This is a genomic window from Paenibacillus barengoltzii G22 (assembly GCF_000403375.2).
Classification (GTDB): Bacteria; Bacillota; Bacilli; order Paenibacillales; family Paenibacillaceae; genus Fontibacillus; species Fontibacillus barengoltzii.
Map to the genome: position 1 here is coordinate 1,157,401 of NZ_KE159652.1, position 26,994 is coordinate 1,184,394.

Here is a 26,994-nt window from a genome sequence, read left to right on the forward strand (position 1 = left end):
ATAAATATGCTATTATGAAATATACTAACAAATTGTAAGCTTTCAGCCCTTAGGTCGGCGATGATAACGAGGTGAATTTTATGGATGAGCATTCCCAGGCAATGTGTCCGCGATTTGAATCGGCATTTTCGTTTTTAGGCAAACGTTGGAACGGTCTGATCATCAAAACGCTGATGGACGGTCCCAAGCGATTTAAGGATATTTCGAATCAGATTCCTTCCATGAGCGATAAAATGTTATCCGAGCGGATGAAGGATCTGGAATGTGAAGGAATCCTGGTTCGCCATGTCTATCCTGAGACGCCGGTCCGGATTGAATATGAACTAACGGAGAAAGGCCGGGCGCTTCGTCCCGTTATGGAACAAGTGCAGTCCTGGGCGGAAGAGTGGATTAAATAAACAACGAACATGCCGTTACCGGCGAGCGGGCGGCATGGAATATCATAGAAAGTAGGTGTACGTGTGGCTGATGTAATTGTTATTGGAGCAGGACCTGCAGGAGCAAGTGCAGCACTTTTCTTGGCGAAGGCAGGTAAAGAAACGCTCGTTCTGGACAGCAACTCCAGCATGACCAAACGGGCATGGATCGAGAATCATTACGGTGCGAAGGACATTTCCGGACCCGATTTGCTGAAGGTCGGCCGGGAGCAGGCGGAGAAATTCGGCGCGAAGTTCATTGAAGAGAAAGTGTCTGACATCGATACGAACGGTGGTTCAACGGTTACGGTGAAGACCGAATCCGGCCGCAGTTATGAAGCGTCCCATATCATATTGGCCACCGGCGCGTTAACCGACCTTGCAAGCGCTATCGGTTTGGAGCTGAAGGAAGGCCGCGAACCTCGAATCAAAACGGTGATTGCTACGGATGGCCAAGGCCGTACGAGCATTCCACGCATTTGGGCAGCAGGAACGGTTGCCGGGGTAAGCGTGCATACGATCATCACCGCGGGCGACGGTGCGAAGGTCGCGATTGAGTTGATTAGCGAAATGAATGGCGAACGCTACGTTGATCACGACGTACTTAAGTAAGACATCTGAACATACAACAGGCCTCCGATGACGGGGGCCTTTTTATTTTGCCAATATCCATCAGGGAGCCTGAAATTTGAGAACCTGCACTTTGTCCGGTATGCTTAAGAAGAAGGAATACGATCTGGCCGAAGTTGGGAAAATGATGAGGAGAAAGGCAGGGCGGTTATGTTTAACAGATGGCGATGGTTCGTTGGATGTATGGCAGGACTGACTATAATCATAATCGCGTCGGCGTGCGCCCGCGGTCAGATTATGGATCAACCGACACCAGCGGAGACGCAGACAACAGAAGTAGAACACCCCCACGATATCACATTAATGATTGATGGTGGCACCTTTATCCCTGATGTGACGCGTAACCTGCATTTTGATTATATCGACGGGTTAACGGTACGTCATGCCTTGGCAAGCAGCGGGATTGTCAAATTTACAGAGGACCAGTCCGCCATTCAATCGGTGGGGGAGGTGTCGCTGGATTCGGCGTTGGAATGGGGGACCCGGCTAAATGATAAGGAACTGGCCTCTACCAACTGGGATCAGGAGCTGCAAATGGGTGACAAGCTGCTGGTTTACGTCAAGACGGTGGACAGCTATGAAGCGATCTCACCGCTGGCGTCCTTGCTGTTGATTATCGACGGGGGCGGTCAGAAGCAATATTTTGTCCATAAATACAGTGATAACACCACCGTTCGAGATCTCCTGAAGCACAGTGGAATGGTTCAGTTTAATCCCAACCATAAATCAATTATCTCCGTCGGCGGCTATACCCCTAAGCAGGACGAGCAATGGATCCTGAAAGTGAATGGGAAGAAGCTGCTGGATAATGGCCTAGATATGAGATTAAAGCCGCAAGACTACGTGGAGATTAGCTTGGCGACGCAATAGAAGTACGATGTAACTTAGAGATCCGTAATCCTGGTAATCATCCGGGAGAGCGGATCTTTTAATAGAATATTGAAAAAGTTATGACAAAAGCATGTTAAAATTTTCACAATTAATGTGAATGGAATCACAAAGTCCTCCTTATTTGAAAAGTATACTGGGAGCATGGGATCACTTCAAATTTTAACTATCGCCAAGTCGCATGAGACCCAGGTGTTTATTGGAGGAGGCATTTTAAAGATATGGGAATGGAACGAGAGAAACTAGTTGTTATCGGTAACGGAATGGCCGGAATCAGCACGGTAGAGCAAATCCTGAAGTTGACTACGAAATTTGAAATTACGGTATTCGGAAGCGAGCCGCATCCGAACTACAATCGGATTATGCTGTCATATGTGCTGGAAGGCAGCAAAACGCTGGACGATATCGTGCTGAACGATTTGAACTGGTACAAAGAGAACGGGATCACCCTGCATCTCGGAACTGCAGTGGAGCGGATTGATGCCGAAGCCAAAGAGGTCGTCGCCGAAAATGGGGTGCGCGTCCCGTACGATAAAGTGCTGATCGCAACGGGCTCCAATTCGCTGATCTTGCCGATTCCAGGCAGCGATAAGGAAGGGGTCGTTGGCTTCCGTGACATCGCGGACTGCAAGCAAATGTTGGAGGCGGCGAAGACCTACAAGAAGGCGGCCGTCATTGGCGGTGGACTGTTGGGATTGGAAGCGGCCAAAGGTCTTGTGCAACTGGGGATGGACGTGACGGTTGTGCATTTGATGGAAGATCTGATGGAACGCCAGTTAGACCATCAGGCAGCGAGCATGTTGAAAGCAGAGTTGGAGCGGCAAGGGATCAAATTTAAGATGGGTGCACAAACGACGGAGCTGTTTGGCGACCATCGGGTTCGCGGCCTGCGCTTTGCCGACGGGACGGAGCTGGAGGCAGAATTCGTTGTTATGGCTGTGGGGATCCGACCTAATGTTGCGGTTGCTAAAGCCAGCGGCATCGAAGTGAACCGTGGGATCGTCGTGAACGACTATCTGCAAACCTCGCTTGAAGGCGTGTATTCAGTGGGGGAATGTACGGAGCACCGCGGGGTTTGTTACGGTCTGGTTGCGCCTTTGTTCGAGCAGGGGATGGTGTTGGCGAAGCATATCAGCGGCGTGGATACCGCGCCTTATGAGGGTTCGGTCGTATCGACCAAGCTCAAAATTTCCGGCGTGGATGTATTCTCCACCGGTGAATTTATAGATGGACCGGAGCATACGGTGATCGTCAGCAAGGACGAGTGGAAACGCACCTATCAGAAAATTTTGCTGAAGGACGGCAAGCTGGTTGGGGCAGTGCTGTTCGGGGATATCACAGATTCGGCTGAGCTGCAGAAGCTGATTAAGCAAGGCGCGGAGATGACCGATGAGTTGTACGAATCGCTGATGGGCGGGGGCTGCTGCGGCGGCACCAAGAAGAAGGCATCGGTCGAAACGATGAGCGATGAGGAAATCGTCTGCGGCTGTAATGGGGTGACGAAAGGCACGATCGTAGACTGCATCGTAAATCAAGGGATGACGACGGTCGACGAGATTAAAGCGAGCACCGGAGCGACTCGATCTTGCGGCGGCTGTAAACCGGTCGTCGAGCAGATCCTGCAATATGTGCTTGGTGATGGCTTTACCCAATCGGCGAAACAGGGGATTTGCAGCTGCACTACGCTTAGCCGGGACGAGATCGTTGCCGAGATTAAAGCGAAAGGGCTGCAGACAACCAAAGAAGTGATGAATGTGCTCGGATGGACGCAGCCGGAAGGCTGCTCGAAGTGTCGGCCGGCGATTAACTACTATCTGGGCATGATCTACCCGGATACCCATGAAGATGAAAAAGCTTCGCGTTTCGTCAACGAACGGATGAATGCCAACATCCAGAAGGACGGCACGTATACCGTGGTGCCGCGGATGTACGGCGGCGTCACGACGCCGGAAGATCTGAAGAAAATCGCCGATGTTTCGTTGAAATACAATGTCAAGGTGGTCAAGGTCACGGGCGGACAACGGCTGGATTTGATCGGCGTGAAGAAAGAGGACCTGCCGAAGGTGTGGGCGGAGCTGGATATGCCGTCAGGTTATGCTTATGCCAAATCGTTGCGCACAGTAAAGACCTGCGTTGGTTCGCAGTTCTGCCGTTTTGGCACCCAGGATTCAATGGATATGGGCGCGCTGCTGGAGCGCAAATTCGAGCGGCTGGACTTCCCGGCGAAATTTAAGATGGCGGTTAACGGCTGCCCGCGTAACTGCGCCGAGTCGTGCACCAAAGATATCGGGATCGTTGGCAATGACGGCGGTTGGGAGGTCTTCATTGGCGGTAACGGCGGGATCAAGCCGCGCTTGGCGGACTCGCTGTGCAAGGTGAAAACCGATGAAGAATTGATTGAAGTGTGCGGCGCGCTGATGCAGTACTACCGTGAAACCGGCAACTACCTGGAGAGAACGTCGGAATGGGTGGAACGGATGGGCCTTGAACATATCCGCTCGGTTATCGTTGACGATGTGAAGAACCGCAAAGCGCTGATGGAACGGATTGAATTTGCTTTGAAGCAAGTATCCGATCCATGGAAAAAAGTGCTGAACGACAACGAACAGCTTGGCAAATTGTATCACTCGTTAGAAGTGAGCAGCCAGCTGTAATACAGCGTCCTGGAGAAAGGGGTCATGGTGCATGAGTATGGAGAGTAAGGGCGAAACGTTTTATCCTGTTGGTGCCTTGGAGGATTTTCTGCCGCAAATCGGGCGTGTCGTGGAAGTGGCCGGCCTGCAAATTGCCGTGTTCCGAACATCGGATGGCCGGATTTTTGCGGCGCTGAACCAAAATCCGCATCCAAAGGGCGGACCGCTGGCCGAGGGGATTGTATCGGGTCATTATCTGTATGATCCGTTGTATGATTGGAAAATCGACCTGACCACCGGGCTCGTTCAAGCACCGGATACCGGGCAGGTCACGATGTTCCCGGTCAAGGTGGAGGACGAACAGGTCTACATTGCCGCTGCTGCTCTGCAGCAAGCGTAGTGCGGCTATCGACAGCGCGGTGATCGGAAGGTCGCCGCGCTATTTTTGAAGCATGAGGCAAGTTTGATTTGGGGGCGGTGCGGTATTCGTCGCAATGGCATATTGGTTCATTTCGCCCATGCGCAAGAAAGCACAGGGCTCATAACCACATAAGTATCCCCCAACCTCATTGGGTAGCGAAGAGGATTGGGGGATTTTTTTACGCGATGGGAAGAAAGCAAAAAAACCGCCCTCCAATCATGGGACGGTTCAATACACCGGAACTAACGCCGTATATAGGGCGAGTACTAGGCGGTTAAATACGGCAGATTTCGTTCGGGCACAGCTCGCAGTGGCAAATATCTTGCAGCATGACCAGGTCTTTGATTACGATCATCCCGTTCTCATAGTCCAGCGCTTCCTTTTTGCGCAGGTCGCTTAGCATTCGGTTGACACTTTCGCGCGTTGCCCCGATCATGTTGGACAAGTCAGTATGGGTGATCTTCTTATTAATCAGAATTGCATCTCCGTGCGGTTCACCGTACGTATTGCTCAAGCGAATCAAGGTCGAGCACAAAGCGCCCGGTTTGCCGTACATCATCAAATCGCGGAATTTGGTTTGCGTCAAACGGTGATGGATGCCCATCCATTTCATGAAATCGATGGCGAAATCGCAATGCTGGCAAATCATGATTTCCAGGTCCTTCTGCTCAATAATACCGATTTCACAGTCTTCGATAACTTCGGCGGTAAAACTATGCTTCGAGCTGAAGAACGGATCGGCTTGCCCAACCATATCGCCGACACCATACATGTAGAGGATCAACTCTTTGCCCTCATCTGTCGATTTCGTCAACTTCACGCGGCCGCGCTTGATGTAGAACAGTTTATCGGAATAGTCTCCTTCCCAGAACAAATGTGTCCCCTCGGGATAAGATTTGTCTTTCATCGTAACGAGAAGGCGATTGAAGTTTTGCTCTGAAAAACAGCTCGTATTGCCGCGGGGCAGGGTGGCATTCACAATTTCACTCATCATCGATTTCCCCTTTGTGCTCCAAATTTTTCTGAAAATTTTAAATTAATTATAACTGGTTTTTTTTAATTTTTGGGGGCTATAAAGCCCGAAAAAGTGAACATTGTGAGAAATTTCACTATGTCGAATCGGATATTCACGCTAAAAACGGTGCAAATTAATAAACTGGCGCTCGCAGCATTCGATAAGTATTTCAAAGAGACACTATGTACACAATGTAAAGTATATATGAAAAATTTATCGTGGCAAGCGAAAAACTTTCAACTTTTTTAAAGTATGTGAAAAAATTCACTATACAAAACAAAAAGCCTGTGCTATGATCAAGACATAAAGAGAAGCACACAAGCTTCATAGGGATTCGCTTATAAGTGAATTTTTTCACAATATAAAACTTAGTCCACCATGTGCAAGCAAATCCCTAATCCAAAAATTTAGGAGGATGAGAGAGATGGCTGTTAAAAACGAAGTGGCTGTGAAAGCTCAGCCAACCGCACAAGAGTATATTCAAACGTTGATCGACAAAGCGAAGAAAGCTTCCGAAGCTTTCATGAGCATGGATCAGGAGCAGATCGACAAGATTGTGCAAGCGATGGCTTTGGCTGGACTCGACAAGCATATGTATCTGGCGAAAATGGCGATCGAGGAAACGGGACGCGGCGTTTACGAAGATAAAATCATCAAGAACATGTTTGCAACGGAGTATATTTGGAACAGCATTAAGTACCAAAAAACAGTTGGCGTCATCGAAGACAATCCTTACGAAAGCTTCCAAAAAATCGCCGAGCCGCTCGGGATCATTATGGGGATTACTCCAGTTACGAACCCGACGTCTACTACGATTTACAAAGCGCTGATCGCCGTGAAGACACGCAACCCGATCATCTTCGGCTTCCATCCATCCGCGCAAAAATGTAGTGCAGAAGCCGCTAAAATATTGCTTGAAGCGGCCGTTAAACATGGCGCACCTGCGGACTGCATTCAATGGATCGAAGATCCTTCCATGGATCGCACGAACGCACTGATGAATCACCCGGACGTTGCTTGCATCCTGGCTACCGGCGGTTCCGCGATGGTTAAAGCGGCTTATAGCTGCGGTAAACCGGCCCTCGGCGTAGGCCCTGGTAACGTTCCTTGCTTCATTGAGAAGAGCGCCGACCTGGATCAAGCGGTTAACGACCTGATCTTGTCCAAAACGTTCGACAACGGCATGATTTGCGCATCCGAACAGGCGGTTATTATCGAAGAACCGATCTTCGACCAAGTGAAGAAGAAAATGATCGCTAACGGCTGCTATTTTGTAAATAAAGAAGAAGCTGCGAAGCTGACCGCAGGCGCGATCAACGCTGAAAAATGTGCGGTGAACCCTGCGATCGTTGGTCAATCGGCCGTAAAAATCGCAGAAATGTGCGGCATCGACGTTCCGGCCGGAACGAAAATCCTCGTTGCCGAGATCGAAGGCGTTGGCCCGAAATTCCCATTGTCTGCAGAGAAGCTGAGTCCTGTACTCGCTTGCTACAAAGTGAAAAATGCAGAGGAAGGCATTAAGCGTGCCCTGGAAGTGGTGCAATTCGGCGGTATGGGTCATTCCTCGGTCATCCACTCGAATAATGATGAAGTGATTCAACAATTTTCCGAACGGATGCCAACCTGCCGGATCCTGGTGAACCAACCTTCTTCGCAAGGCGGTATCGGCGACATCTACAACACGAACCTGCCGTCGCTGACACTGGGCTGCGGGTCGTACGGACGCAACTCGACTTCGTCGAACGTAACGGCCGTGAATCTGATCAACGTGAAAAGGGTGAATCATCGTACCGTGAACATGCAATGGTTTAAAGTGCCTAGCAAAATTTACTTCGAGAAAAACTCGACGCAATACTTGGCGAAGATGCCGGACATCTCCCGCGTCATGATCGTGACTGACCCGATGATGGTGAAGCTCGGCTACGTGGAAAGAGTCGAACATTTCTTGCGTCAACGCCAAACGCCAGTCGCCATCGAAGTGTTCTCGGACGTTGAACCCGATCCATCGACCACGACTGTACAACGCGGTACAGAGCTGATGGCGAAATTCCAGCCGGACTGCATTATCGCGCTGGGCGGCGGTTCGCCGATGGACGCAGCCAAAGGCATGTGGCTGTTCTATGAATATCCGGATACCGACTTCCACAATCTGAAGCAAAAATTTATGGATATTCGCAAACGGATCTACAAATATCCGCGTCTCGGCCAAAAAGCGAAGTTCGTGGCGATTCCAACAACGTCGGGTACCGGTTCCGAAGTGACCTCGTTCTCGGTAATCACGGATAAAATCAACGGCAATACGAAATATCCGTTGGCGGATTACGAGCTGACGCCGGACGTTGCAATTATCGACCCTGAATTCGTATACAGCTTGCCAAAAGTTGCAGTCGCAGATACCGGTATGGACGTACTGACGCACGCGATCGAAGCTTACGTCTCGGTTATGGCGAACGACTACACAGACGGTCTGGCGATTAAAGCGATCCAACTGGTATTCCAATACCTGGAGAAATCGGCACTGACCGGTGACAAGCTGGCCCGTGAGAAAATGCACAACGCTTCGACGCTTGCAGGGATGGCGTTCGCCAACGCATTCCTTGGCATCAACCACAGCTTGGCGCACAAATGGGGCGGTCAATACGGTACGGCTCATGGACGTACCAATGCGATTCTGATGCCGCACGTCATCCGCTACAACGCGAAGAAACCAACGAAATTCGCGGCATGGCCGAAATACAGAAACTTCGTTGCCGATGAACGTTATGCAGAAATCGCCCGCATTCTGGGTCTGCCGGCTCGCACGACGGAAGAAGGCGTGAAAAGCTTGATCAAAGCGGTGCGCGATCTGAACAAGAAGCTGGGCATTCCGGAATCGTTCCAAGCGCTTGGTTTCGATGCGAAGGATTTCGAATCGCGCGTCGATTACCTGGCGGACCGTGCCTTCGAAGATCAATGTACGACGGCGAATCCGAAGCTTCCGTTGGTCAGTGAGCTGGCTGAGATTTATCGCGACGCCTTCTATGGTAGATTTGAAGAATAAGTGAACAGGCGGGGAAAAAAGGTGACAAATATCACTCAATGTGATATTTGTCACAATCTTTTTGGATAGGAAGAGCTATGATTACAGTATAAATGATCCCTCAGAAATAAGTGAGTGGAACCCGGTCTTTCGGGGCCGGGTACCATAATTGTCTAAGTTGTGAAAAGTATCACAAATTTTAGGGATCATGAGGCGCGGGATAGACCTTCAACCGCGACCACATATATAAATGGAGGGAATCAAGATGTCGGTGATCGAAAGAGAAGTAACAGAAACGAAGGCACAAAACGCATGGAGAGGCTTCAAAGCTGGGAAATGGATGAAGGAAGTGGATACGCGCGATTTCATCCAATCCAACGTGAATCCTTATGAAGGAAATGAATCCTTCTTGAAAGGCGCTACGGCGAACACGAAAGCGTTGTGGGATATCGTATCGCAGCTGTCCGTGAAAGAACGGGAAGCTGGAGGGGTCCTGGATGTAGACGTGAATACGCCATCGACGATCACTTCCCATGCTCCTGGATATTTGGATAAAGAGAAGGAACAAATCGTTGGCGTTCAGGGTTCGGCCCCGTTCCAACGCACGATCCATCCATTCGGCGGGATCAACATGGTTATCAATGCATGCAAAGCTTATGGCTTCGATCTGCCAGCTGAGATCGTCAACCTGTTTACAACGATTCGTAAAACCCATAACCAAGGGGTATTTGATGCTTATACATCGGAAATGAGAGCCGCCCGTAAAGCCGGGATTATCACTGGCCTTCCTGACGCATACGGACGCGGTCGGATCATCGGGGACTATCGCCGCGTTGCTCTGTATGGCGTGGACTTCTTGATCAAGCAAAAACAACAAGAACTGAAATCCCTTGAAGTGGATGTCATCGATGAAGATGTGATTCGCTTGCGGGAAGAAATTTCTGAACAAATTCGCGCTTTGGGTGAATTGAAACAGCTCGGCGAAATGTACGGATTCGACATTTCCAGACCGGCGAACAATGCGAAAGAAGCATTCCAATGGTTGTACTTCGGTTATCTGGCAGCGGTCAAAGAACAAGACGGTGCCGCCATGTCCCTCGGACGTGTATCTTCGTTCCTCGATATTTACATTGAACGCGACCTGGCAGAAGGAACGTTAACTGAAGAAGCAGCCCAAGAATTGGTTGACCATTTCGTTATGAAGCTGCGCATCGTGAAATTCTTGAGAACGCCAGAGTACAACGAACTGTTCAGCGGTGACCCAACCTGGGTAACGGAATCGATCGGCGGGATGTCCGTAAATGGTCAGACGCTTGTAACCAAGAACAGCTTCCGCTTCCTGCATACGCTGTACAACCTGGGACCGGCTCCAGAACCAAACCTGACCGTTCTCTGGTCGGAGCAACTGCCTGATGCCTTCAAGAAATACTGCGCGAAGGTATCGATTGAAACGAGCTCGATTCAATACGAAAACGATGATCTGATGCGTCCGATTTACGGTGACGATTACGGGATCGCCTGCTGCGTCTCCGCGATGAGAATCGGGAAACAAATGCAATTCTTCGGCGCTCGTGCGAACTTGGCGAAAGCTCTGTTGTACGCGATCAACGGTGGTAAGGATGAAAAATCCGGCGTCCAAGTGGGTCCGGAATATCCAGCGATCACTTCGGAATATCTCGACTATAACGAAGTAATGAAACGCTTCATCCCAATGATGGAATGGTTGGCTAAGCTGTATGTCAACACTCTGAACGTGATCCACTACATGCATGATAAATACTGCTACGAACGGATCGAGATGGCGCTGCACGACCGTGACATTCTTCGTACGATGGCTTGCGGTATCGCCGGCTTGTCCGTGGCAACCGATTCGCTCAGCGCGATCAAATATGCGAAAGTGAAACCGATCCGCAACGAAAACGGCATTGCAGTAGACTTCGAAATCGAAGGCGACTTCCCTTGCTACGGCAACAACGACGACCGCGTTGACCAAATTGCGGTAGAGCTGGTTGAAACGTTCATGAGCATGATCCGCAAGCATAAAACGTATCGTAACTCGCTGCCAACTCAATCGGTGTTGACAATTACGTCGAACGTTGTATATGGTAAGAAAACAGGCAGCACGCCGGACGGACGTAAAGCTGGCGAACCGTTCGCACCAGGGGCGAACCCGATGCACGGCCGCGACAAGAAAGGGGCGTTAGCTTCCCTGAGCTCGGTAGCGAAACTGCCATATGAGCACAGCTTGGACGGCATCTCGAATACGTTCTCGATCGTGCCGAAGGCATTGGGTAAAGAAATCGAAACTCGCCAATCGAACCTCGTATCGATGATGGACGGATACTTCGGCAGCAACGCGCATCACTTGAACGTCAACGTCTTTGACCGTGAACAACTGCTTGACGCTATGGAACATCCGGAGAACTATCCGCAATTAACGATCCGTGTATCGGGGTATGCGGTGAACTTCATCAAGTTGACTCGTGAACAACAATTGGATGTCATCAACCGGACCTTCCACGGCAAAATGTAATAACCTGCTGACTAGCAGCAACAATTGAAGCTGAACGATAAAATGGGGAGTTGGGCTTGGATCGCCTTTCTCCCCATTCCATTATCGGGAGCGATTTAGGGAAAGGGTGACGAAGATGCTTAAAGGTCGCATACATTCATTAGAAACATTCGGAACCGTAGATGGACCGGGGATTCGTTTCGTCCTCTTTATGCAAGGCTGCTTGTTGCAGTGCCAATATTGCCATAACCCGGACACCTGGAGTTTGACGGAAGGCAAGGAGATGACGGTTGAAGAAGTTTTGGCCGAAATCGAGCCATACTTGAACTACTATCGTACATCGGGCGGCGGGCTGACGGTTTCGGGCGGCGAAGCGACGCTGCAGGCGCCGTTTGTTACGGAATTGTTCCGGGAAGTGAAGCAGCGCTGGAACCTTCATACGACGCTGGATACGAACGGCTATAACGAGGGCGACAAGATCAAAGATTTGCTGGATGTCACCGATTTGGTCCTGTTGGATTTAAAACATATCGACAACGAGAAGCACATCAAGCTGACGGGCAAACCTAACGATCGAATGTTGAAGATGGCTCGTTGGCTGTCGGAACATGATCGGAAAATGTGGATTCGTCACGTGTATGTGCCCGGAATTCACAACGATGAGCAAGATTTGCTGGAGCTCGGGCGGTTTATCGGCAGCCTGAAGGGGGTAGAGAAGTTCGAAATTCTCCCTTACCACCAAATGGGCGTATACAAATGGCAGGAGCTCGGTTGGGCTTACCCGCTGGAAGGTGTACCTTCGCCCACGGATGAAGAGATCGAACGAGCTTATCGGTTGATTCGCGAAGGTGAGCAGCAAACAGCAGCTAAACTTTGAATTATATGTTATATATACTTACACGAAAATACAATATCTCGAATATAAACGGTTAAACCTATCGTTATACGTTAGGTTTAACCGTTTTCATTTTGCTTTTTAGATGATATTATCCCCTTAATAGAAAAATGTCCTCCTTATCAAAGGGAATGACGCTTTCTATAATGAGGGTGTATCACATAAATGAGTTTGAGGAGGGTCTATCTAACATGAGGAAGAGTTTGGTGCTGCTGCTGTCTCTTGTGTTTGTTGCATCCGCGCTGCTCGCCGGCTGCGGCAAATCCGGCAACAACGGAAGCAATGCTGCCCCTGCCCCGTCGAATAGTCAGGGCACAAATGCGGGGACCGAAACGGAAACGAACAACGATCCGTTTGAGATCACGATCCGTCACACCCAGGTTGGCGAATCCAAGAAGTTCCGCCTGGCGATGCTGGAGGACGTCGTTAAGAAGACGGAAGCTGCTGTACCGGGCTTAACGATCAAGCTGGATGCGGTAGACTCCGAAGTGAACCGCAAAGAGAAGCTGCGGGGTGAAATGGCTGCTGGCAAACCGCCGGAAATCTTCGACGTCTTTGGCAGTCCGGATGCCCAGCTGTATGCCAAGGAAGGCTTGATGCTGGATTTGACGCCGATCATCGAAGAATTGGGGATCAAAGATAAATTTACGACACTAGATCCGTTTACCCTTGACGGCAAAGTATACGGCTTGCCAATCGGGGGTTCTATCGAAGGGTATTTCTACAATAAAGAGTATTTTGAATCCAAAGGGCTGACGGTACCGAAGACGCTTGGGGAACTGGAGCAAATCGCCGAGAAAATTAAGGCGGACGGCAAAATTCCGTTTGCACAATCCTCGAAGGATGCTTGGATTCCGCTGATGACGACCAATAACCTGTGGTCCTATTATGCCGGTCCGGAGATCACTTACGGCTTCAAGACAGGCGCAACGAAATGGACAGACGAGAATATGGTCAAGGCGATTGCCAAACATCAGGAATGGGTTGAAAAAGGTTACTTTAAGAAAGGCGAGCTCGGCTTTGAATACGCGGATATGAGAAACCAAGTCATTACAGGCGAGGCCATCATGATGATGGACGGCTCCTGGGCGAACTCCGTATTCCGTGATCCGGCTCAAGCTGGCGACATGGTTGGCAAAATCGGCTTCTTCAACATGCCGCCATTAAATGAAGGGGATCCAGTTGTTGTCATGCAGGATGCCAATAACGGTTATGGCTTCTCCAGTGCCGTTGCGGAGGATCCACGCAAGCTGGCAGCCGTTAAGGAATTCATCAAGAACATGTGGACGGACGAAATGCAGCTGCGCGGTTTGAAAGAAGACGGCGTACTGCCAGCCATGAAGATGGATCTGGAGCAAATGAAGACGGCGTCCGACGACCCGCTGATGCAGGATATCTTTGCAGCGGTAAGCGAGATCGGCACTTCCTTCCCAGCGTTTGACGCGCTCGTACAAGCGGAAGTGAATACGGCGCTGAGCATGGGCATTCAGCAAATCATCGGCGGCGAAATCGACCCGGCGAAGATGCTGGAGAATGTGCAGGCCGCGCAAGATGCAGCCAATGCTGCGGCGGAATAATTGTGAAATCTCAAGTTTGATCATGAACAAGGGCGTCACCCGCCGGCAGCGGTTCTGGGGACGCCCTTGCTTCCAACTACGGAGGTATAGGCATGAATAAAGCGCTCAGAAGTCCTCTGATTTACAGCTTATTTGTTCTCCCGGCATTGATCTTGTTTGTTGCCTTTTTCATCTATCCGATCTTTAACGCCATCAACAACAGCTTTACCAGCTGGAACGGCATTTCTAAGCATATGACCTATATTGGTTTGGACAATTATGAGATGGCCTTCAAGGATCAAGCATTCTGGAAATCGGTGCGCAACAATGTGTACTTCATTCTGTTCTCCTGTCTGATTCAGGTTCCGCTGATCGTGTTCTTCTCCCTCTTAATCGCAAATGTGAAGAAGCTGAAGGGACTGTATAAGACAGCGGTCTTTATGCCGTCGATCATGTCCACCGCCGTCATCGGGATCTTGTGGGGGTTCATTTATAATCCTGATTTCGGGCTGATGAACCAAGTGCTTGGGATCTTTGGCATTCCTCCGGTGTACTGGCTGTCGGACAAAAATTGGGCCATGCTCTCCATCCTGATGACGAATGCTTGGCAGTGGACCGGGTTCTATATCGTAATGGTGCTGGCGGCGATTCTGGCAATCCCGCGTGAACTGGACGAAGCCGCGGCGATTGATGGAGCGAGCGGCATCCAACGGGCGATCCGAATTACCCTTCCGCTGATCATGCCGATCATCAGTGTCGTCGTGATGCTGTCGGTGGCCGGCGCCATGAAAGCGGCCGATATCGTATTAGTTATGACCAAAGGCGGGCCGGCCGGCTCAACGGACGTCATGGCAACGTACATGATCCGCTACGCGATCACCAGCTTCCGTCACGGATTTGGCAACGCCATCGCCGTGCTGATCTTTGCCTTTACGATCATTATTACTGCCTTGTACCAAATCCTGGTCGTTCGACGCACAGAAAGGATTGAATACTGATGAGAGTGCTGAAAAAGTCGATCCCGCATCTGTTCCTGATGGCGTATCTGCTCATCATTTTGTATCCGTTTCTGTTCGTGTTGTTCTCTTCGGTCAAAACCGATAACCAAGCGATCGCTTCTAATCCGTTTGGGTTGCCGTCGTCGATTATTTTTGACAATTACATTAATGCTTGGGTGAACGCCAAGATCAGCACGTATTTTTTCAATAGCTTATATATCGGTGTATTATCGGCGTGCTTGTCGATTCTGTTTGCGGCGATGCTGGCCTTTGCCGTGACTCGCATGCGGTTCAACCGGCTCAGTGCGGTCGTATTCCAGCTCATCCTGCTGGGGATGCTGATCCCCAACAACTCGCTGCTGCTGCCGATCTACAGCATGATGCGGAACCTGAACGTTCTCGACACGCACATGGCCTTGATTTTGCCTTATGTGGCGAACGCGATTCCGTTTTCAGTCATTATTCTAGCGGCGTTTATGCGCTCGATCCCGGGTGAAATTGAAGAAGCTGCCGTTATGGACGGCTTAGGCTCTGCGGGGGTGTTCTTTCGCGTGATGCTGCCGCTAACGGTGCCGGCAATCGTGACCGTGTTTATCATTAACTTCCTCGGCAACTGGAACGAGTTTTTGCTGGCAAACTATTTCCTGTCCAAGGATGAACTTCGCACGCTCCCGGTTGGGATGGTCGGATTCCGTGATGCGTACAACACCAACTACGCGCAGATGTCAGCTGGTATCGTGTTCAGCGTACTGCCGGTCATGATCATCTATGCAGTGCTTCAAGAAAAAATAATTGAAGGCGTTACGGCTGGCAGCGTTAAAGGTTAGATCGTGGCGTGGTAGAATAGGGTTAGTCTTACCAATTGGGAGCTGCCGCTGATGAATTTGCGCATTAAGCTGTTTACCGCCTTTTTGGGGTTAGTCATCATTCCATTGTTTATATTAGGCATTATCACGTTTTGGATTACGTTTAATTCGATTGAGAAGAAATACAGCCAGCAGGCGGAATATTCGCTGAAGGCCATCGGCTACAGCATTAAGAACGTCTTTCAGGAGATGGATAACGTCACGGATAACGGGATTGCCAAAGGGGTTTTTCAAGCTGCTTTATCCGCCAAGGATCCGGATTCCCAGGATTTGACTGCCACGACCCAGCTGGAGCTGAACGCCAATCAGCGAAATTTCCGTTCTCTGCTGTATAGCCATCCGGCCATTGACTACGCGTTTTTGTACAACATTCATGGAGGCCGGAAGTCCAATGTCATCGCGATCTTTAATAAGGAAAATTTCGAGACGCTGCCCTATGAAAAATTCAAGGAGCATCCTTTATATAACGAAGTGATGGCCCTGAACGGCCAGCCGAAATGGATCGCTCCCCACGAATATCCGGAATTAACCGGATCGGACAACGTGTTTACGCAAATCCGCCTGATCAAAGAGCTTAGCAACCTGGAGCGGGTTGGCGTGCTGGTGGTGCAGATCAAGAATTGGGAGTTCGAGAAAATTTTTCAGAACCTGAAGCTGGGCAGTCAGATGCGCGATACCCGGTTTATGCTGGTGAATGACAAAGGCCTGATTCTGTACGATTATCATTTGGAGTTGGATGGCCAGCAAATCAAGGCGTATCTGCCAAAGAAATTGAAATGGGAAAGCGACGAGAGGTATCGGAGTTTTAAAGGGAAATTTAACAACCAAGAGAGCGTCATCTCCATTTATAAATTGCAGGATTATCCGTGGAGCCTCGTTTCGGTTACATCCTGGAGCTATTTGTCGCAGGAGGTTACGACCTTTGCCAAATGGTTTGTTGCCATTATTTGTGTGTGCTTGTTGACGGCGATGTTATTTAATTTGATCTTTATGAATCGGATCACAGGGACCATCGGTGTGATTGTCCGATTCATGCGCAAGGTGGAGAGCGGCGACCTGAAAGCTCGGGTAGACGAGAAGGGCGACGATGAGCTGCTTCTGCTGCAGAAGGGCTTCAACAACCAGATGGATAAAATCAATGAGCTGTTTGAGCAAGTGAAACGGGAGCAACGGCTGAAGGCCAATGCCGAGCTGCGCGTGTTGCAGGCTCAGATTAAGCCGCATTTCTTATTTAATACGTTGGAGTCAATTAACGTGCTTGCCGTCCAAAACGAAGGGCGCAAGGTCAGCGAAATGGTGTTGCGGCTGGCGAATATTTTACGGATTAGTATTCAAGACAAGGAAGAGATCAAGCTTAGCCTTGAAATCGAGCATTTGCGCAGCTATTTGGAAATTCAGAAGTTCCGATTCGAGGAGTTGTTCGAATATTCGATCGATATTCCGGACGAAATGATGAACTGCCTGCTGTTGAAGCTTACGCTGCAGCCGCTTGTGGAGAACAGTATTCAGCACGGGTTTGAGGGCATCAATTATAAAGGCAGGATCGCGGTCACGGGGAAAATGGAGGAAGACCGCATTCTGCTGCGGGTTGAAGATAACGGAATTGGGATGACCAATGAGCAGTTGGCGAAGATTCAATATGCGGATTTGGACGATCCGGCATATCGGTCCTTGACACCCTACCCGAACCATGAACGTCGGGGCTTGGGACTTCGCAGCGTGTCGGATCGGCTGAGATTTCAGTATGGCAGCAGGTACGGATTATTTATTTGCTCGCAGCCCGGGTACGGGACGACGATTCAGTGTGTGATACCAAGATATGAGGCGGGTGTTCACGATGAAGTTAAAAGCGTTGCTGGTTGACGACGAAATTCATATACTCACGAACTTGTCGAAGGTTTTGCCTTGGGAGGAAATGGGGTTTGAAGTTGTTTTGTTGGCCAAGAACGGCAAGGAAGCGTTAGAGATCGCTTCAAAGCATCGTCCCGACTTGATCTTAAGCGATATCCGCATGCCAGTGATGGATGGCATTCAACTGTTGCAGGAGCTTCGGAAGCGGGAGATGCCTTGCGAAATTTTGTTGTTGACCGGATATCAGGAATTTGAATATGCTCGAACTGCAATACATTACGGCGTGAAGGATTACATTTGCAAACCAATCAACTATTTTGAGCTGGAGGAGACGGTTCGAGGGATTGCCAAGCAGATTCGCGAGAAGCGCAAAAACCTGAACAAGGAGCAGCGGCTGAACCAGGTGGTTGATCTAGCCAATGAAAACTTCCTCTTACATTCCTTGCTCGGACAAGAGACGGATGCGGAAGGGCTGCTGTGGGATGACGAGGATGGAAGTAAAGAGCAACGACGCTACGCCATGCTGCTCTTGGATTTGGAAGGTTATTCACACCGATCGATTGCCTGGACGCTCCATGAACGAAAAGCGTGGAATCTGCACATTAAGCATGTGTTGAAGGATGTTTTTGGCGAAGTATTACCCGGCTTAACCGTGCTGCAGATCCGGGAAGGAGAATGGTGCCTCGTGTTCCCATCCCCTTCAGGGGATCGGACCGTTGATGAGCAGGCATTGATGCCGGGCTTTGAGCGGATCCGACAGCTCATTCGCAGCAAGGAGGAGCTTCCTGTTCGGATGTGCATGGCGGCAGGACCTTATGGATTGCAGGAAATATCGCTGGTGTACCATCGCTTGCAGCATCGGTTGATTTTGGGAGCGGCGCAGGAAGGTTTCGTGAAGGCGGATGCGCTGCCAACGGACGATTTTGCTCCGGATCAGGACGCGATGGAAGTGCAATGGGGTTGGATCGAGCAGCTGGGAACCGGATTGCGCAACGGGAGCGGCGAGGTCTTGGAACGCATTGCCGGGGAATTGAAATCGTATATCGGAGGTCTGGATGAACGGCAGGCGTGTGCGGCGGAGAAGCTGATGCACTATTTGCTAATCCATTTGCTGCGTGAAATGCGCGAGCTGCAGATGCTCCCAGGGGAACAGGAAGAAGGGTTATGGAAGCGGCTGCGGGAGCCGATGAGTTTGAAGGAGCTGCTGTCCATTATCGTTTCGCTCATCGAGCATGCGCGCAGCTCCCTGTCCGCGAAGAAGTCCTCGGAACTGCTGATGATGTCTGCACAAAATTATATCCAGAACCATCTCGGCCGTGACTTTGGAATTGAAGACATCGCCGACTATCTGGGCATTAGCAGCAGTTACTTTTGCTTGCTCTTTAAGAATCATTTTGGCGAAACGTTTGTTGAGTATTTGACCAAACAGCGAATGGAAATGGCGAAATGCCTGCTGCGGACCAGCGAACGTTCGATCGCTCAAATCGGCAGCTCCATCGGTTATCAGGAACGGCGATATTTCACAAAGGTCTTTCAGAAGTACACCGGCATGACGCCGTCGGATTACCGACAGAAGGAATCAAACGTATCTTAAAACGAAATGGAGAATTCAACAAGGAGGACGGCTCGTGGACTTAACCGCATGGACGTTAGAGGAGAAAGTCGGGCAGTTATTTATTTGTGGATTCCATAGCTTGGTGCCGGACGAACAGATTCGGACGCTGGTGCAGCAGTATCATGTGGGCGGCGTCGTATATTTCCGCCGGAACATTGCTTCAGTGGAGCAGCTCGCTGAGCTGTCGCGGAGCTTGCAAAGCTTGCCGCGCAGCAAACCGGAGCTTCCACTGTTTATCTCGATCGATCAGGAAGGCGGGATGGTCGCTCGACTGGATCATGAAGGGATGAGCCAGATTCCCGGCAATATGGCGCTTGGGGCGGCGAATGACCCTGCGCTCACGGAGGAAGTGGCGCGGCTTGCAGCCAAGGAGATGCTGCAGCTCGGCATCAACTTCAACTTTGCGCCGTGCGTCGACGTCAATAACAATCCGGCCAATCCCGTGATCGGCGTCCGCTCGTTTGGGGAGCGGCCGGACCAGGTGGCCGTGCATGGCGCAGCGGCGGTTCGCGGTTATCAAGCCGAAGGCGTGATCGCGACGGCGAAGCACTTCCCCGGCCACGGGGATACAGCCGTGGATTCCCACCGCGGCTTAGCCAGCGTCCCGCACGGGAAGGAGCGGCTGTACCAGGTTGAGCTGGTCCCGTTCCGGGAGGCGATTGCCGAGGGCGTGGATGCGATCATGACGGCGCATGTGATCTTTCCGGCGTTTGAGCCGGAAGGGACGCCAGCCACATTGTCGCATCGGGTGCTGACCGGCTTGCTGCGAGAGGAGCTGGGCTACGGCGGGCTGATCGTCACCGATTGCCTGGAGATGCAGGCTATCGCGGGACATTATGGCATCGCCGAGGGTGCGGTGCAAGCGATTGAAGCCGGCGCGGATCTCGTGCTCGTGAGCCATACGCTGGCTGAACAGCGTGCGGCGATCGAGCGGGTGGCCGAAGCGGTGCGCAGCGGCCGGATCAGCGAGGCGCGCCTTGACCGCTCGCTCGAGCGCATCTTGGCGCTCAAGGCGATGCGGATCGGCAGTGCGGCGCAGGCGGAAGCCGCTGCAACCGCGACGACAGCGCCGCTGACGCCGGAGGCGGAGAGCGCTGCGCTGCTACGCCGAGCGGCTGAGCGCAGCGTGACGCTCGTGAAGGGAGCGGGCCGCTTGCCGCTCAAGAGCGACCAGCCGGTGCTGGTCGTCTGGCCGGAGCTGCGGCACCGCACCGAGGTCGATGAGCCAGCGGTGCATCAATATACGCTGGCGGACGCGCTGCGGCCGCTTCATGCTCAGGTGAGCATGACGGTCATTGGCACACAGCCCAGCGAAGAAGAGATTGCCGCGGTGCTGGAACAAAGTGAAGAGGTCGACCAAATCGTTGTGGCGACCTACACAGCGGAGGGAGAGATTCCTGAAGGCCAGCAGAAGCTCGTCCAGCGCCTTCAGCAGCTCCCGGGCAAACGTCTGATCGTCATATCTACGCGAAATCCTTATGACTTGAACGCCTTTCCTGAGATTGAGACCTATCTCTGCTTATATGAAAATCGTCCGTTTTCGTTGGATGCCGTAGCCAAGGTGCTGGTCGGTGAGCTGCAGCCGCAGGGAGTATTGCCCGTCAGCTTAAATCAGGATTAGTCCATCTTCTCATAGAAACGCCCGGGAGTGATTTCCGGGCGTTTTTTAAGATATCAGAAAGTATAAACTTCGGGGCATTGGCATCCTGATATCGCAAGAAAAACTTCCGCTAAACGCGGTCTGTCTACTTTGAATGTACGTCGACAGACGTTTTTCTTACGGGGATTTGTCAAAAATAAGTAAAATCGGGCAACGAGCGACGGAGTTTGTGGATATTTTGCGAATATATTGTTTTTAATTGTCAGCAACTTTTCTTTTATCTATGCGTTTAATACAGTGTGAGTTAAAGGGAGAAACACAAAATGGGAGAGTAAGGGAGTTTAGGCATGAAATTTAAGAGATTGTTGATCACCACGATGTTGGTTGCATCGCAAGTAGCTATGGTGCTTCCAGCCAGCGCAGAGGAAATCGGGCAAGGAAACGGTCTGGAACCTTCGGCCGAAATGCAACAGCTAGATGTGAACGGGACAACAACCGATGGGGTACAGCCTGGTGATCTGCCTGCAGATCAAGGAACAACCGATGGAACGATAGGGGATACGGTTCCAGAAGACGGGCAGGAAGGGACGGGAAGCGGGGATGAGATGATCCCGCCAACTAGTCCGGTGACGCCGCCTGCAGACCCAAGCATGAGCCAAAGTAACTCCGGTCAACTGATTCTGATGGTGAACAGCAATAAGATGTATCAGAACGGGAAGGAATACCTTGCCCCATATCCGATGGAAGTGAAGGACGGCGTATCTTACATATCGATCCGGGCTATTGTGGAGCGTGCCGGATTCCAGCTGTCTTTTGACAATACAACAAAAGAAACGATCATTAAGCGGGGGAACGACGAACTGCGCTTTAAGCTGAATACGACTTATTATAAAGTTAACGGTGTGACGCAGACGATGCGGGGGAAATCCTATTCTGTGGAAAACAACTTCATGGTGCCGTTAACGGCGATCACGAAGGCGTTAAACATCTCGTATTCCTATGATGCGGCAGGCAAACGAGTAATCGTGAATCTGAACACACTGCCGGTCGCTTCGTTTAGTATCGGCAACAATGAAGTGATTGCGGGCGAAACCCAGGTTCAATACATCACCAATGCGACCTCGCCTATCGGGCTTCCGATCGTGAACGAGGAATGGATTGGGCGCCAGGATATCTTCATGACGCCGGGGGATTATACGGTGACTTACCGGGTGCAGGATTCCAGCGGCCAATGGAGTAATCCGTTTACGCTGACCATTCATGTAGACAAGCCGCATACACCGCCGGTCGCGAATTTTACAACGGACAAAGACACCTATAAAATGGGTGAATTGATCACGTATACGGACCTCAGTACGGATGAAGTCGGCATCACCGAGCGGATTTGGGAAAATAAAGAACTGGCGTTCTTTACTCCAGGTCAAATGACGATCCGCCTGAAGGTTGTCAATAAATTTGGTTTGTACTCGACCGTCGAGAAGACGATTACGATTACGAACGAGACGCTATACACGCGGGATGAATTTAATAAGCTGTTCATTCCGGTTGGGGAAGAATATACGTTCGACGGAACCCAGGTCCCAAGCTGGGAGCGGATCCGATACGCGTTCACATCGGATGCGGTCACATTGATCCGCAGTAACAGCCCGGAAACGGTGTATTCCAAAGGGATTCTGTATAAGGAATCGGCGATTGGGAATACACGCTTCATGATCCACCACGCCAACTCGACCGGGATGCCGGTGAAAATGTACGTCATCGCGACGAACAACAATAGTGAGACAACGCGCTTGACGCAGAGCAATTTAGGCTTTGGCGGCCCAAGCAGTTATGCAACGGCAGCGGGGAAAGCTTCGGTTGCGCGCTATTACGAATCGATGCAAACCGGCAGTAAATACAAGGATACTTGGTTTGCCCCAGGGGAAAGCAAGATTATCCTGAACGAGCTGAGCGCGACGGCGATGAAGCAAGGGGATGTCATCTCCCTGTTTGCCGATTTGTACAGCGACCATACCTTAAATTACACCGTCATTATGGTCGGTCAGGATCAAGATCCATTTAAGACGTTGCCGTATCTCAGTGTCTTAAAACCTGACATCCATAACCGCGGTACTTATACGGAAGCTACGCGCAATATTGTAGTGACTGACCTGATTGGCAATACGCCATCCCGTTTGCTTATCGGCGACAATTCCAGCGATCCGTTCTTGATTGGATGGGACGGTCCTACCGGGGAATATCGCATGAACGCCGGAAACTTTGGCGTCTTGTACAAGGTTAAGCTCTACCGCGTTGCGCCAAACACGCTGATCACGTTTAACCCGCGCGGCGGTCATTATATGGGCTCAATTATGGTCAACGGAGATATTGTAGGCTTACCTTCTTCCGGCTCGCTCAGCGCACCTAACGAGAACGCGGTGCTGTTCCGGACCGGCGAGCGCGAGCAAACCGTAGATCTGGTGTTCACGGCAGCTCCGGGCAGCAACTTGTCCGTTAACCTGCTGTTCCAACAATTGCCGGAGAAGAAAAGCGAATAAACACGAACTGAACTTTAAGGCACGGCGCGGAAGCGCCGTGTTTTTTTTCGTCCAAAATCGGAAGATTCTCCATCAAATTGAGAATGAAATCAATTGTGTGAATTCGCGTTCTCCTGTAAGTTGAAAGAAAGCAGGGAAGAAGGAGGGGGTAACTGTGAACCATCTGAAGGTGATGATCGTCGATGATGAAATATTGGCCATCGAACACTTGAAGCGTTTAGTTCGTTGGGAAGAGCTTGGGTTTAAGGTGACCGGAGAAACTGTTCATCCGCGGAAGGGGTTGGAATTGGCGGCTAAGCTGAAACCGGATCTCATTTTTGTGGATATTCGGATGCCTGGCATGGATGGCTTGATCCTAAGCGAGAGGCTGGCGGAAGCCGGCAGTCAAGCCAAGATCGTAATTCTTACCTCCTATAAGGAATTCGAATATGTTAAGCAATCGCTGCGGATTGGTGTCCATGATTACTGGGTCAAGCACGAATTAACGCCGGAGACCTTAACGCTGGAGCTGGAGAAGCTGAAGGATACGATCAATAAGGATAAGGCCATGCAAAGAAAAATGAGCAGGACATTGCTTGAGCAGGCGAAGGCAGGCAAAGAACTCTCTAACGAAGAGTTGAAAGCGCTTGCTAATTATATGTCCTTGTTCGGATCCCAATATGTGTACATCGTTTTCGAGTTGGATACCCCTTATCCGGTTGTGGGGCGGCCTGTAGCTCCACAAGATGCGGGGATTCAAATGTCATGGGAGGCTGGGGACCGAGCGGAATACCGCTGGATTGAGACGTTTACAACCATTGCGGCGGGAGGAACCCGGATCGGGGGTTTGCTTGGATTTGACGGGATGGTCAGCCGAAGACAACAGCATGAGGAACTTTTTCAGAGGAGCACGCATTTGAAACAAATGTTTTCCGAGCAGATTGCTTCTAGTGGGGGTACGGTATCTGCTGCGTGCTCAACCGTGTTTCAGGAGGTAACAGAGCTGTTTGCTGCCGCGACGTGGGCGGAGAAGGCGTTGGATCTGCGTATTTTCACCGGGATGGACAGCGTGATCATGTGTACCGAAGACAAGGAAGGCACTGTCTTTACATTGGAGGCCATAGAGACCGATTGGGCAGCGTGGACCCAGCAACTCCGTCATGGTATTGAGGCGCATCGCCTTGCCGAAGTTGAAGAGGAGATCGACAACAGGTTTACCCGTATCAAGAAAATGGCCAGCCTTGAGGAATTGCGAATCGTTTGCAACGAATTGTCCAAGGAGCTGGATCAGCTTCGCACGAGCAAGGGAAAGCCGCCCTTTCGCGATGAACCGTACAGGGAGATTGAAGGCTCGGAGGAGTGGACTTCGGTGACCGGCATTGCGCGTTGGTTTAAAAACCAGTTCCGAGCTGTGATGGAGGACGAGCATGGGGATGTCTATTCAGCGAAGGTCAGGAAAGCGATCCAATATATTCACCGGCATTTTGCCAAAGATTTAAGCGCCGAACAAATCGCTGAGCATCTCGCCATTAGCGGCGATCATTTACGACATTGCTTCAAAAACGAAACCGGCCGTACAATCCTGGACTATATAACGGAGGTCCGCATGGAGAAAGCCAAGCGTTGCTTGGCGACAGGACAATACAAGCTGTATGAGGTGGCGGAAAAAGTGGGATACCGCAACAGCCATTATTTCAGTAAAGTGTTTCAACGTGTGACTGGACAGCATCCGCTGGAGTATTCGGAAAGGAAGCAAGTTCACCATGAGTAACTTATCCGGATTTAAAATGCGTGCTCGGATCCGCACCAAAATTATGGCTGTATGCGCTCTGATCCTGTCCTCGTCCTTACTCATCAGCAGTTGGGTCACTTATTCGTATGTCAAGGATATTATGCGGGAACAAGCCGTTCGAGATAATACGACGAAGCTGGAGCAGACGTCTTCTTTCATCAATCGGATGCAAGAGCAATTACGTGAAACCGCGGAATATATCATCAGCGACTCCGAGATGAATGCGTTGATGGTCAAGGATCCATACGATACGTACGAGCAAAGTTACTTCAAGAAAAATAAGGTTCGAGAGAAGCTGAAGCTGTTTCCCGTGATGAATTCCAGCTTGTTAAATGTGATGATTATTCGGCCGGACGGCGAGGTGTTTTCCAATTACCAAGGGTATGACAGCTACTATAAAGAGTATCTGAATCAGGCTTGGTTTGCCGCTTACCGGATGGGGCGCAGCGAATCGCGTTTTTCCGATCCCCATGATTTTATTTTTCTCAACCGTCGGCAGCAGGTGATTAGTTATGTTGTGGATTACAGGAACTTTAAGGACGATGGTGACGAACGGTATTACCTTGTGCTGGATTTCAATCAAAAAGATCTCGCGAGCTTATTTGAACAGAGCAACAAGGATTTTGAACGACTGCTTCTATTAAATCAAAACGGCGTTCCATTGTTCGACAGCAACCCTGAAGTGACACCTTGGACCGATAGCGATTCGCAAGGGGGAAAATATATCGAAATTGTTGACGATACCGTAGGGGAGAGATGGCAACAAGTTGCGGTGATCTCCAAATCACGCTTGTACGAGCGGATTAACAAGTTGTTGCTTTTTTACACGCTGATTGTGGCGGTAAGCCTCATCGTGGTGATGATGATTCTGCTTCCTCTGCTCGTGCAACTGACCCGGCCGATCTCGAAGCTGGTTCGAGCGATGAAACGAGTGTCCGCAGGCGATTTGAACACTGAATTGCAGATCCGGAGCGGAGATGAAATGGAACTGCTGGGGCTTGGATTTAACCGAATGATGAAGGATTTGAAATCATTGATCGAATCGCATGTGCAGGAACAGAAGGAAAAACGGAACATGCAGATCCAGCTGTTGTTGTCCCAGATGAACCCCCATTTTATATATAACACGTTAAACACTGTGATTTATTTAGCCCATGCTGGGCGAACGAAGGAGGTGGCCGACATGACCGCCTCATTAATCTATCTTTTGCAAAACACGATCAAAATCGGCGATGATGCCTGGTTTACGACCCTGGAGGATGAAATAGAACTGGTGAATAAATACGCTGCCATCCAGGACTGCCGTTATCCCGGACGGTTTCGAATCGAATGGGACATTCAGGAAGAGCTTTTGCCCTGCATGGTCCTAAGGATGATGCTGCAGCCGCTTATTGAAAACGCGCTTTATCATGGGATATTCCCCTCCGAACGGCAAGGTTGGATCGGGATCTCTGCACGGAGATCGGATCGGTTTATCGAGGTGTCCGTCCTCGACAACGGCATCGGTATCAGCACATCCCAAACGGTACTGCCAATCCAGAATGCCTCCACGGGAATCGGACTTACAAATATTCGCGAACGCCTGAATTTTCACTATGGTGTGCAGGCAGGCCTCGAGATCAAGAGCTTTCCGGGCGAAGGAACGGAAGTGCGGATACGTCTCCCTTTCACGATTGAGGACGGGGACTCCACTGCGGAAGACAGCCGATTTATGCGTAAAATAACCGGGTTGTGAGATTTTAACCCCATTGCCAGCGATGATAAGATCGCA

At 50.5% G+C, this 26,994-nt stretch carries 18 protein-coding genes; 17 read left to right on the forward strand and 1 reads right to left on the reverse strand.

Going from position 1 to position 26,994, the window contains the following annotated elements; all coding sequences use genetic code 11:
- Positions 1 to 80 precede the first annotated feature (80 nt).
- From C812_RS05385 to nirD, 5 genes are all read left to right on the forward strand, one after another.
- Positions 81 to 398 carry a winged helix-turn-helix transcriptional regulator gene (locus C812_RS05385; protein WP_009225301.1) on the forward strand — a complete coding sequence of 106 codons (318 nt, stop codon included), beginning with the start codon at positions 81 to 83 and terminating at the stop codon, positions 396 to 398.
- Between the two features lie 63 nt (positions 399 to 461).
- Positions 462 to 1,028, forward strand: coding sequence for an FAD-dependent oxidoreductase (locus tag C812_RS05390; RefSeq protein ID WP_016311661.1), 567 nt, complete (start codon positions 462 to 464; stop codon positions 1,026 to 1,028).
- Between the two features lie 255 nt (positions 1,029 to 1,283).
- Positions 1,284 to 1,916, forward strand: coding sequence for a hypothetical protein (locus C812_RS05395; protein ID WP_157274699.1), 633 nt, complete (start codon positions 1,284 to 1,286; stop codon positions 1,914 to 1,916).
- A 239-nt stretch (positions 1,917 to 2,155) separates the two neighbouring features.
- Positions 2,156 to 4,588: a nitrite reductase large subunit NirB gene (gene nirB / locus C812_RS05400; protein WP_016311663.1), complete on the forward strand. Its 2,433-nt coding sequence runs from the start codon at positions 2,156 to 2,158 to the stop codon at positions 4,586 to 4,588.
- A gap of 31 nt (positions 4,589 to 4,619) precedes the next feature.
- Positions 4,620 to 4,967: a nitrite reductase small subunit NirD gene (gene nirD, locus C812_RS05405; RefSeq protein WP_016311664.1), complete on the forward strand. Its 348-nt coding sequence runs from the start codon at positions 4,620 to 4,622 to the stop codon at positions 4,965 to 4,967.
- A gap of 295 nt (positions 4,968 to 5,262) precedes the next feature.
- Here the strand turns inward: nirD and C812_RS05410 are convergent, their stop codons facing one another.
- Positions 5,263 to 5,979, reverse strand: a complete 717-nt coding sequence (locus C812_RS05410) for a Crp/Fnr family transcriptional regulator (protein ID WP_028538282.1) — start codon at positions 5,977 to 5,979, stop codon at positions 5,263 to 5,265.
- Between the two features lie 448 nt (positions 5,980 to 6,427).
- Between C812_RS05410 and adhE the strand changes: the two genes are divergently transcribed.
- The 12 genes from adhE to C812_RS05470 all read left to right on the forward strand — a co-directional run bounded on the left by adhE (position 6,428) and on the right by C812_RS05470 (position 26,958).
- Positions 6,428 to 9,043: a bifunctional acetaldehyde-CoA/alcohol dehydrogenase gene (gene adhE / locus C812_RS05415; RefSeq protein WP_016311666.1), complete on the forward strand. Its 2,616-nt coding sequence runs from the start codon at positions 6,428 to 6,430 to the stop codon at positions 9,041 to 9,043.
- Between the two features lie 244 nt (positions 9,044 to 9,287).
- The gene (gene pflB / locus C812_RS05420) at positions 9,288 to 11,555 is read left to right on the forward strand and encodes a formate C-acetyltransferase (protein WP_016311667.1); all 2,268 of its coding nucleotides are present in this window, start codon (positions 9,288 to 9,290) and stop codon (positions 11,553 to 11,555) included.
- A 115-nt stretch (positions 11,556 to 11,670) separates the two neighbouring features.
- Positions 11,671 to 12,411: a pyruvate formate-lyase-activating protein gene (pflA, locus tag C812_RS05425; RefSeq protein WP_016311668.1), complete on the forward strand. Its 741-nt coding sequence runs from the start codon at positions 11,671 to 11,673 to the stop codon at positions 12,409 to 12,411.
- A 209-nt stretch (positions 12,412 to 12,620) separates the two neighbouring features.
- On the forward strand, positions 12,621 to 14,006 hold the full coding sequence (locus tag C812_RS05430; protein WP_016311669.1) for an ABC transporter substrate-binding protein: 1,386 nt from the start codon (positions 12,621 to 12,623) through the stop codon (positions 14,004 to 14,006).
- 92 nt (positions 14,007 to 14,098) lie between these two features.
- Positions 14,099 to 14,983: a carbohydrate ABC transporter permease gene (locus C812_RS05435; protein WP_009225312.1), complete on the forward strand. Its 885-nt coding sequence runs from the start codon at positions 14,099 to 14,101 to the stop codon at positions 14,981 to 14,983.
- Entirely contained in the window at positions 14,983 to 15,810 is an 828-nt protein-coding gene (locus tag C812_RS05440; protein WP_016311670.1) for a carbohydrate ABC transporter permease, read from the forward strand. Before C812_RS05435 ends, C812_RS05440 begins: the two co-directional genes overlap by 1 nt.
- A gap of 51 nt (positions 15,811 to 15,861) precedes the next feature.
- Positions 15,862 to 17,712: a cache domain-containing sensor histidine kinase gene (locus C812_RS05445; protein WP_016311671.1), complete on the forward strand. Its 1,851-nt coding sequence runs from the start codon at positions 15,862 to 15,864 to the stop codon at positions 17,710 to 17,712.
- The gene (locus C812_RS22930) at positions 17,687 to 19,294 is read left to right on the forward strand and encodes a response regulator (RefSeq protein WP_016311672.1); all 1,608 of its coding nucleotides are present in this window, start codon (positions 17,687 to 17,689) and stop codon (positions 19,292 to 19,294) included. Before C812_RS05445 ends, C812_RS22930 begins: the two co-directional genes overlap by 26 nt.
- 34 nt (positions 19,295 to 19,328) lie before the next feature.
- Positions 19,329 to 20,936, forward strand: a complete 1,608-nt coding sequence (gene nagZ / locus C812_RS05455) for a beta-N-acetylhexosaminidase (protein WP_016311673.1) — start codon at positions 19,329 to 19,331, stop codon at positions 20,934 to 20,936.
- A 326-nt stretch (positions 20,937 to 21,262) separates the two neighbouring features.
- Positions 21,263 to 23,452 carry a stalk domain-containing protein gene (locus C812_RS05460; protein ID WP_016311674.1) on the forward strand — a complete coding sequence of 730 codons (2,190 nt, stop codon included), beginning with the start codon at positions 21,263 to 21,265 and terminating at the stop codon, positions 23,450 to 23,452.
- A gap of 154 nt (positions 23,453 to 23,606) precedes the next feature.
- Entirely contained in the window at positions 23,607 to 25,202 is a 1,596-nt protein-coding gene (locus C812_RS05465) for a response regulator transcription factor (protein ID WP_016311675.1), read from the forward strand.
- Positions 25,195 to 26,958: a sensor histidine kinase gene (locus C812_RS05470; protein ID WP_016311676.1), complete on the forward strand. Its 1,764-nt coding sequence runs from the start codon at positions 25,195 to 25,197 to the stop codon at positions 26,956 to 26,958. Before C812_RS05465 ends, C812_RS05470 begins: the two co-directional genes overlap by 8 nt.
- The last annotated feature ends 36 nt before the right edge of the window (positions 26,959 to 26,994 follow it).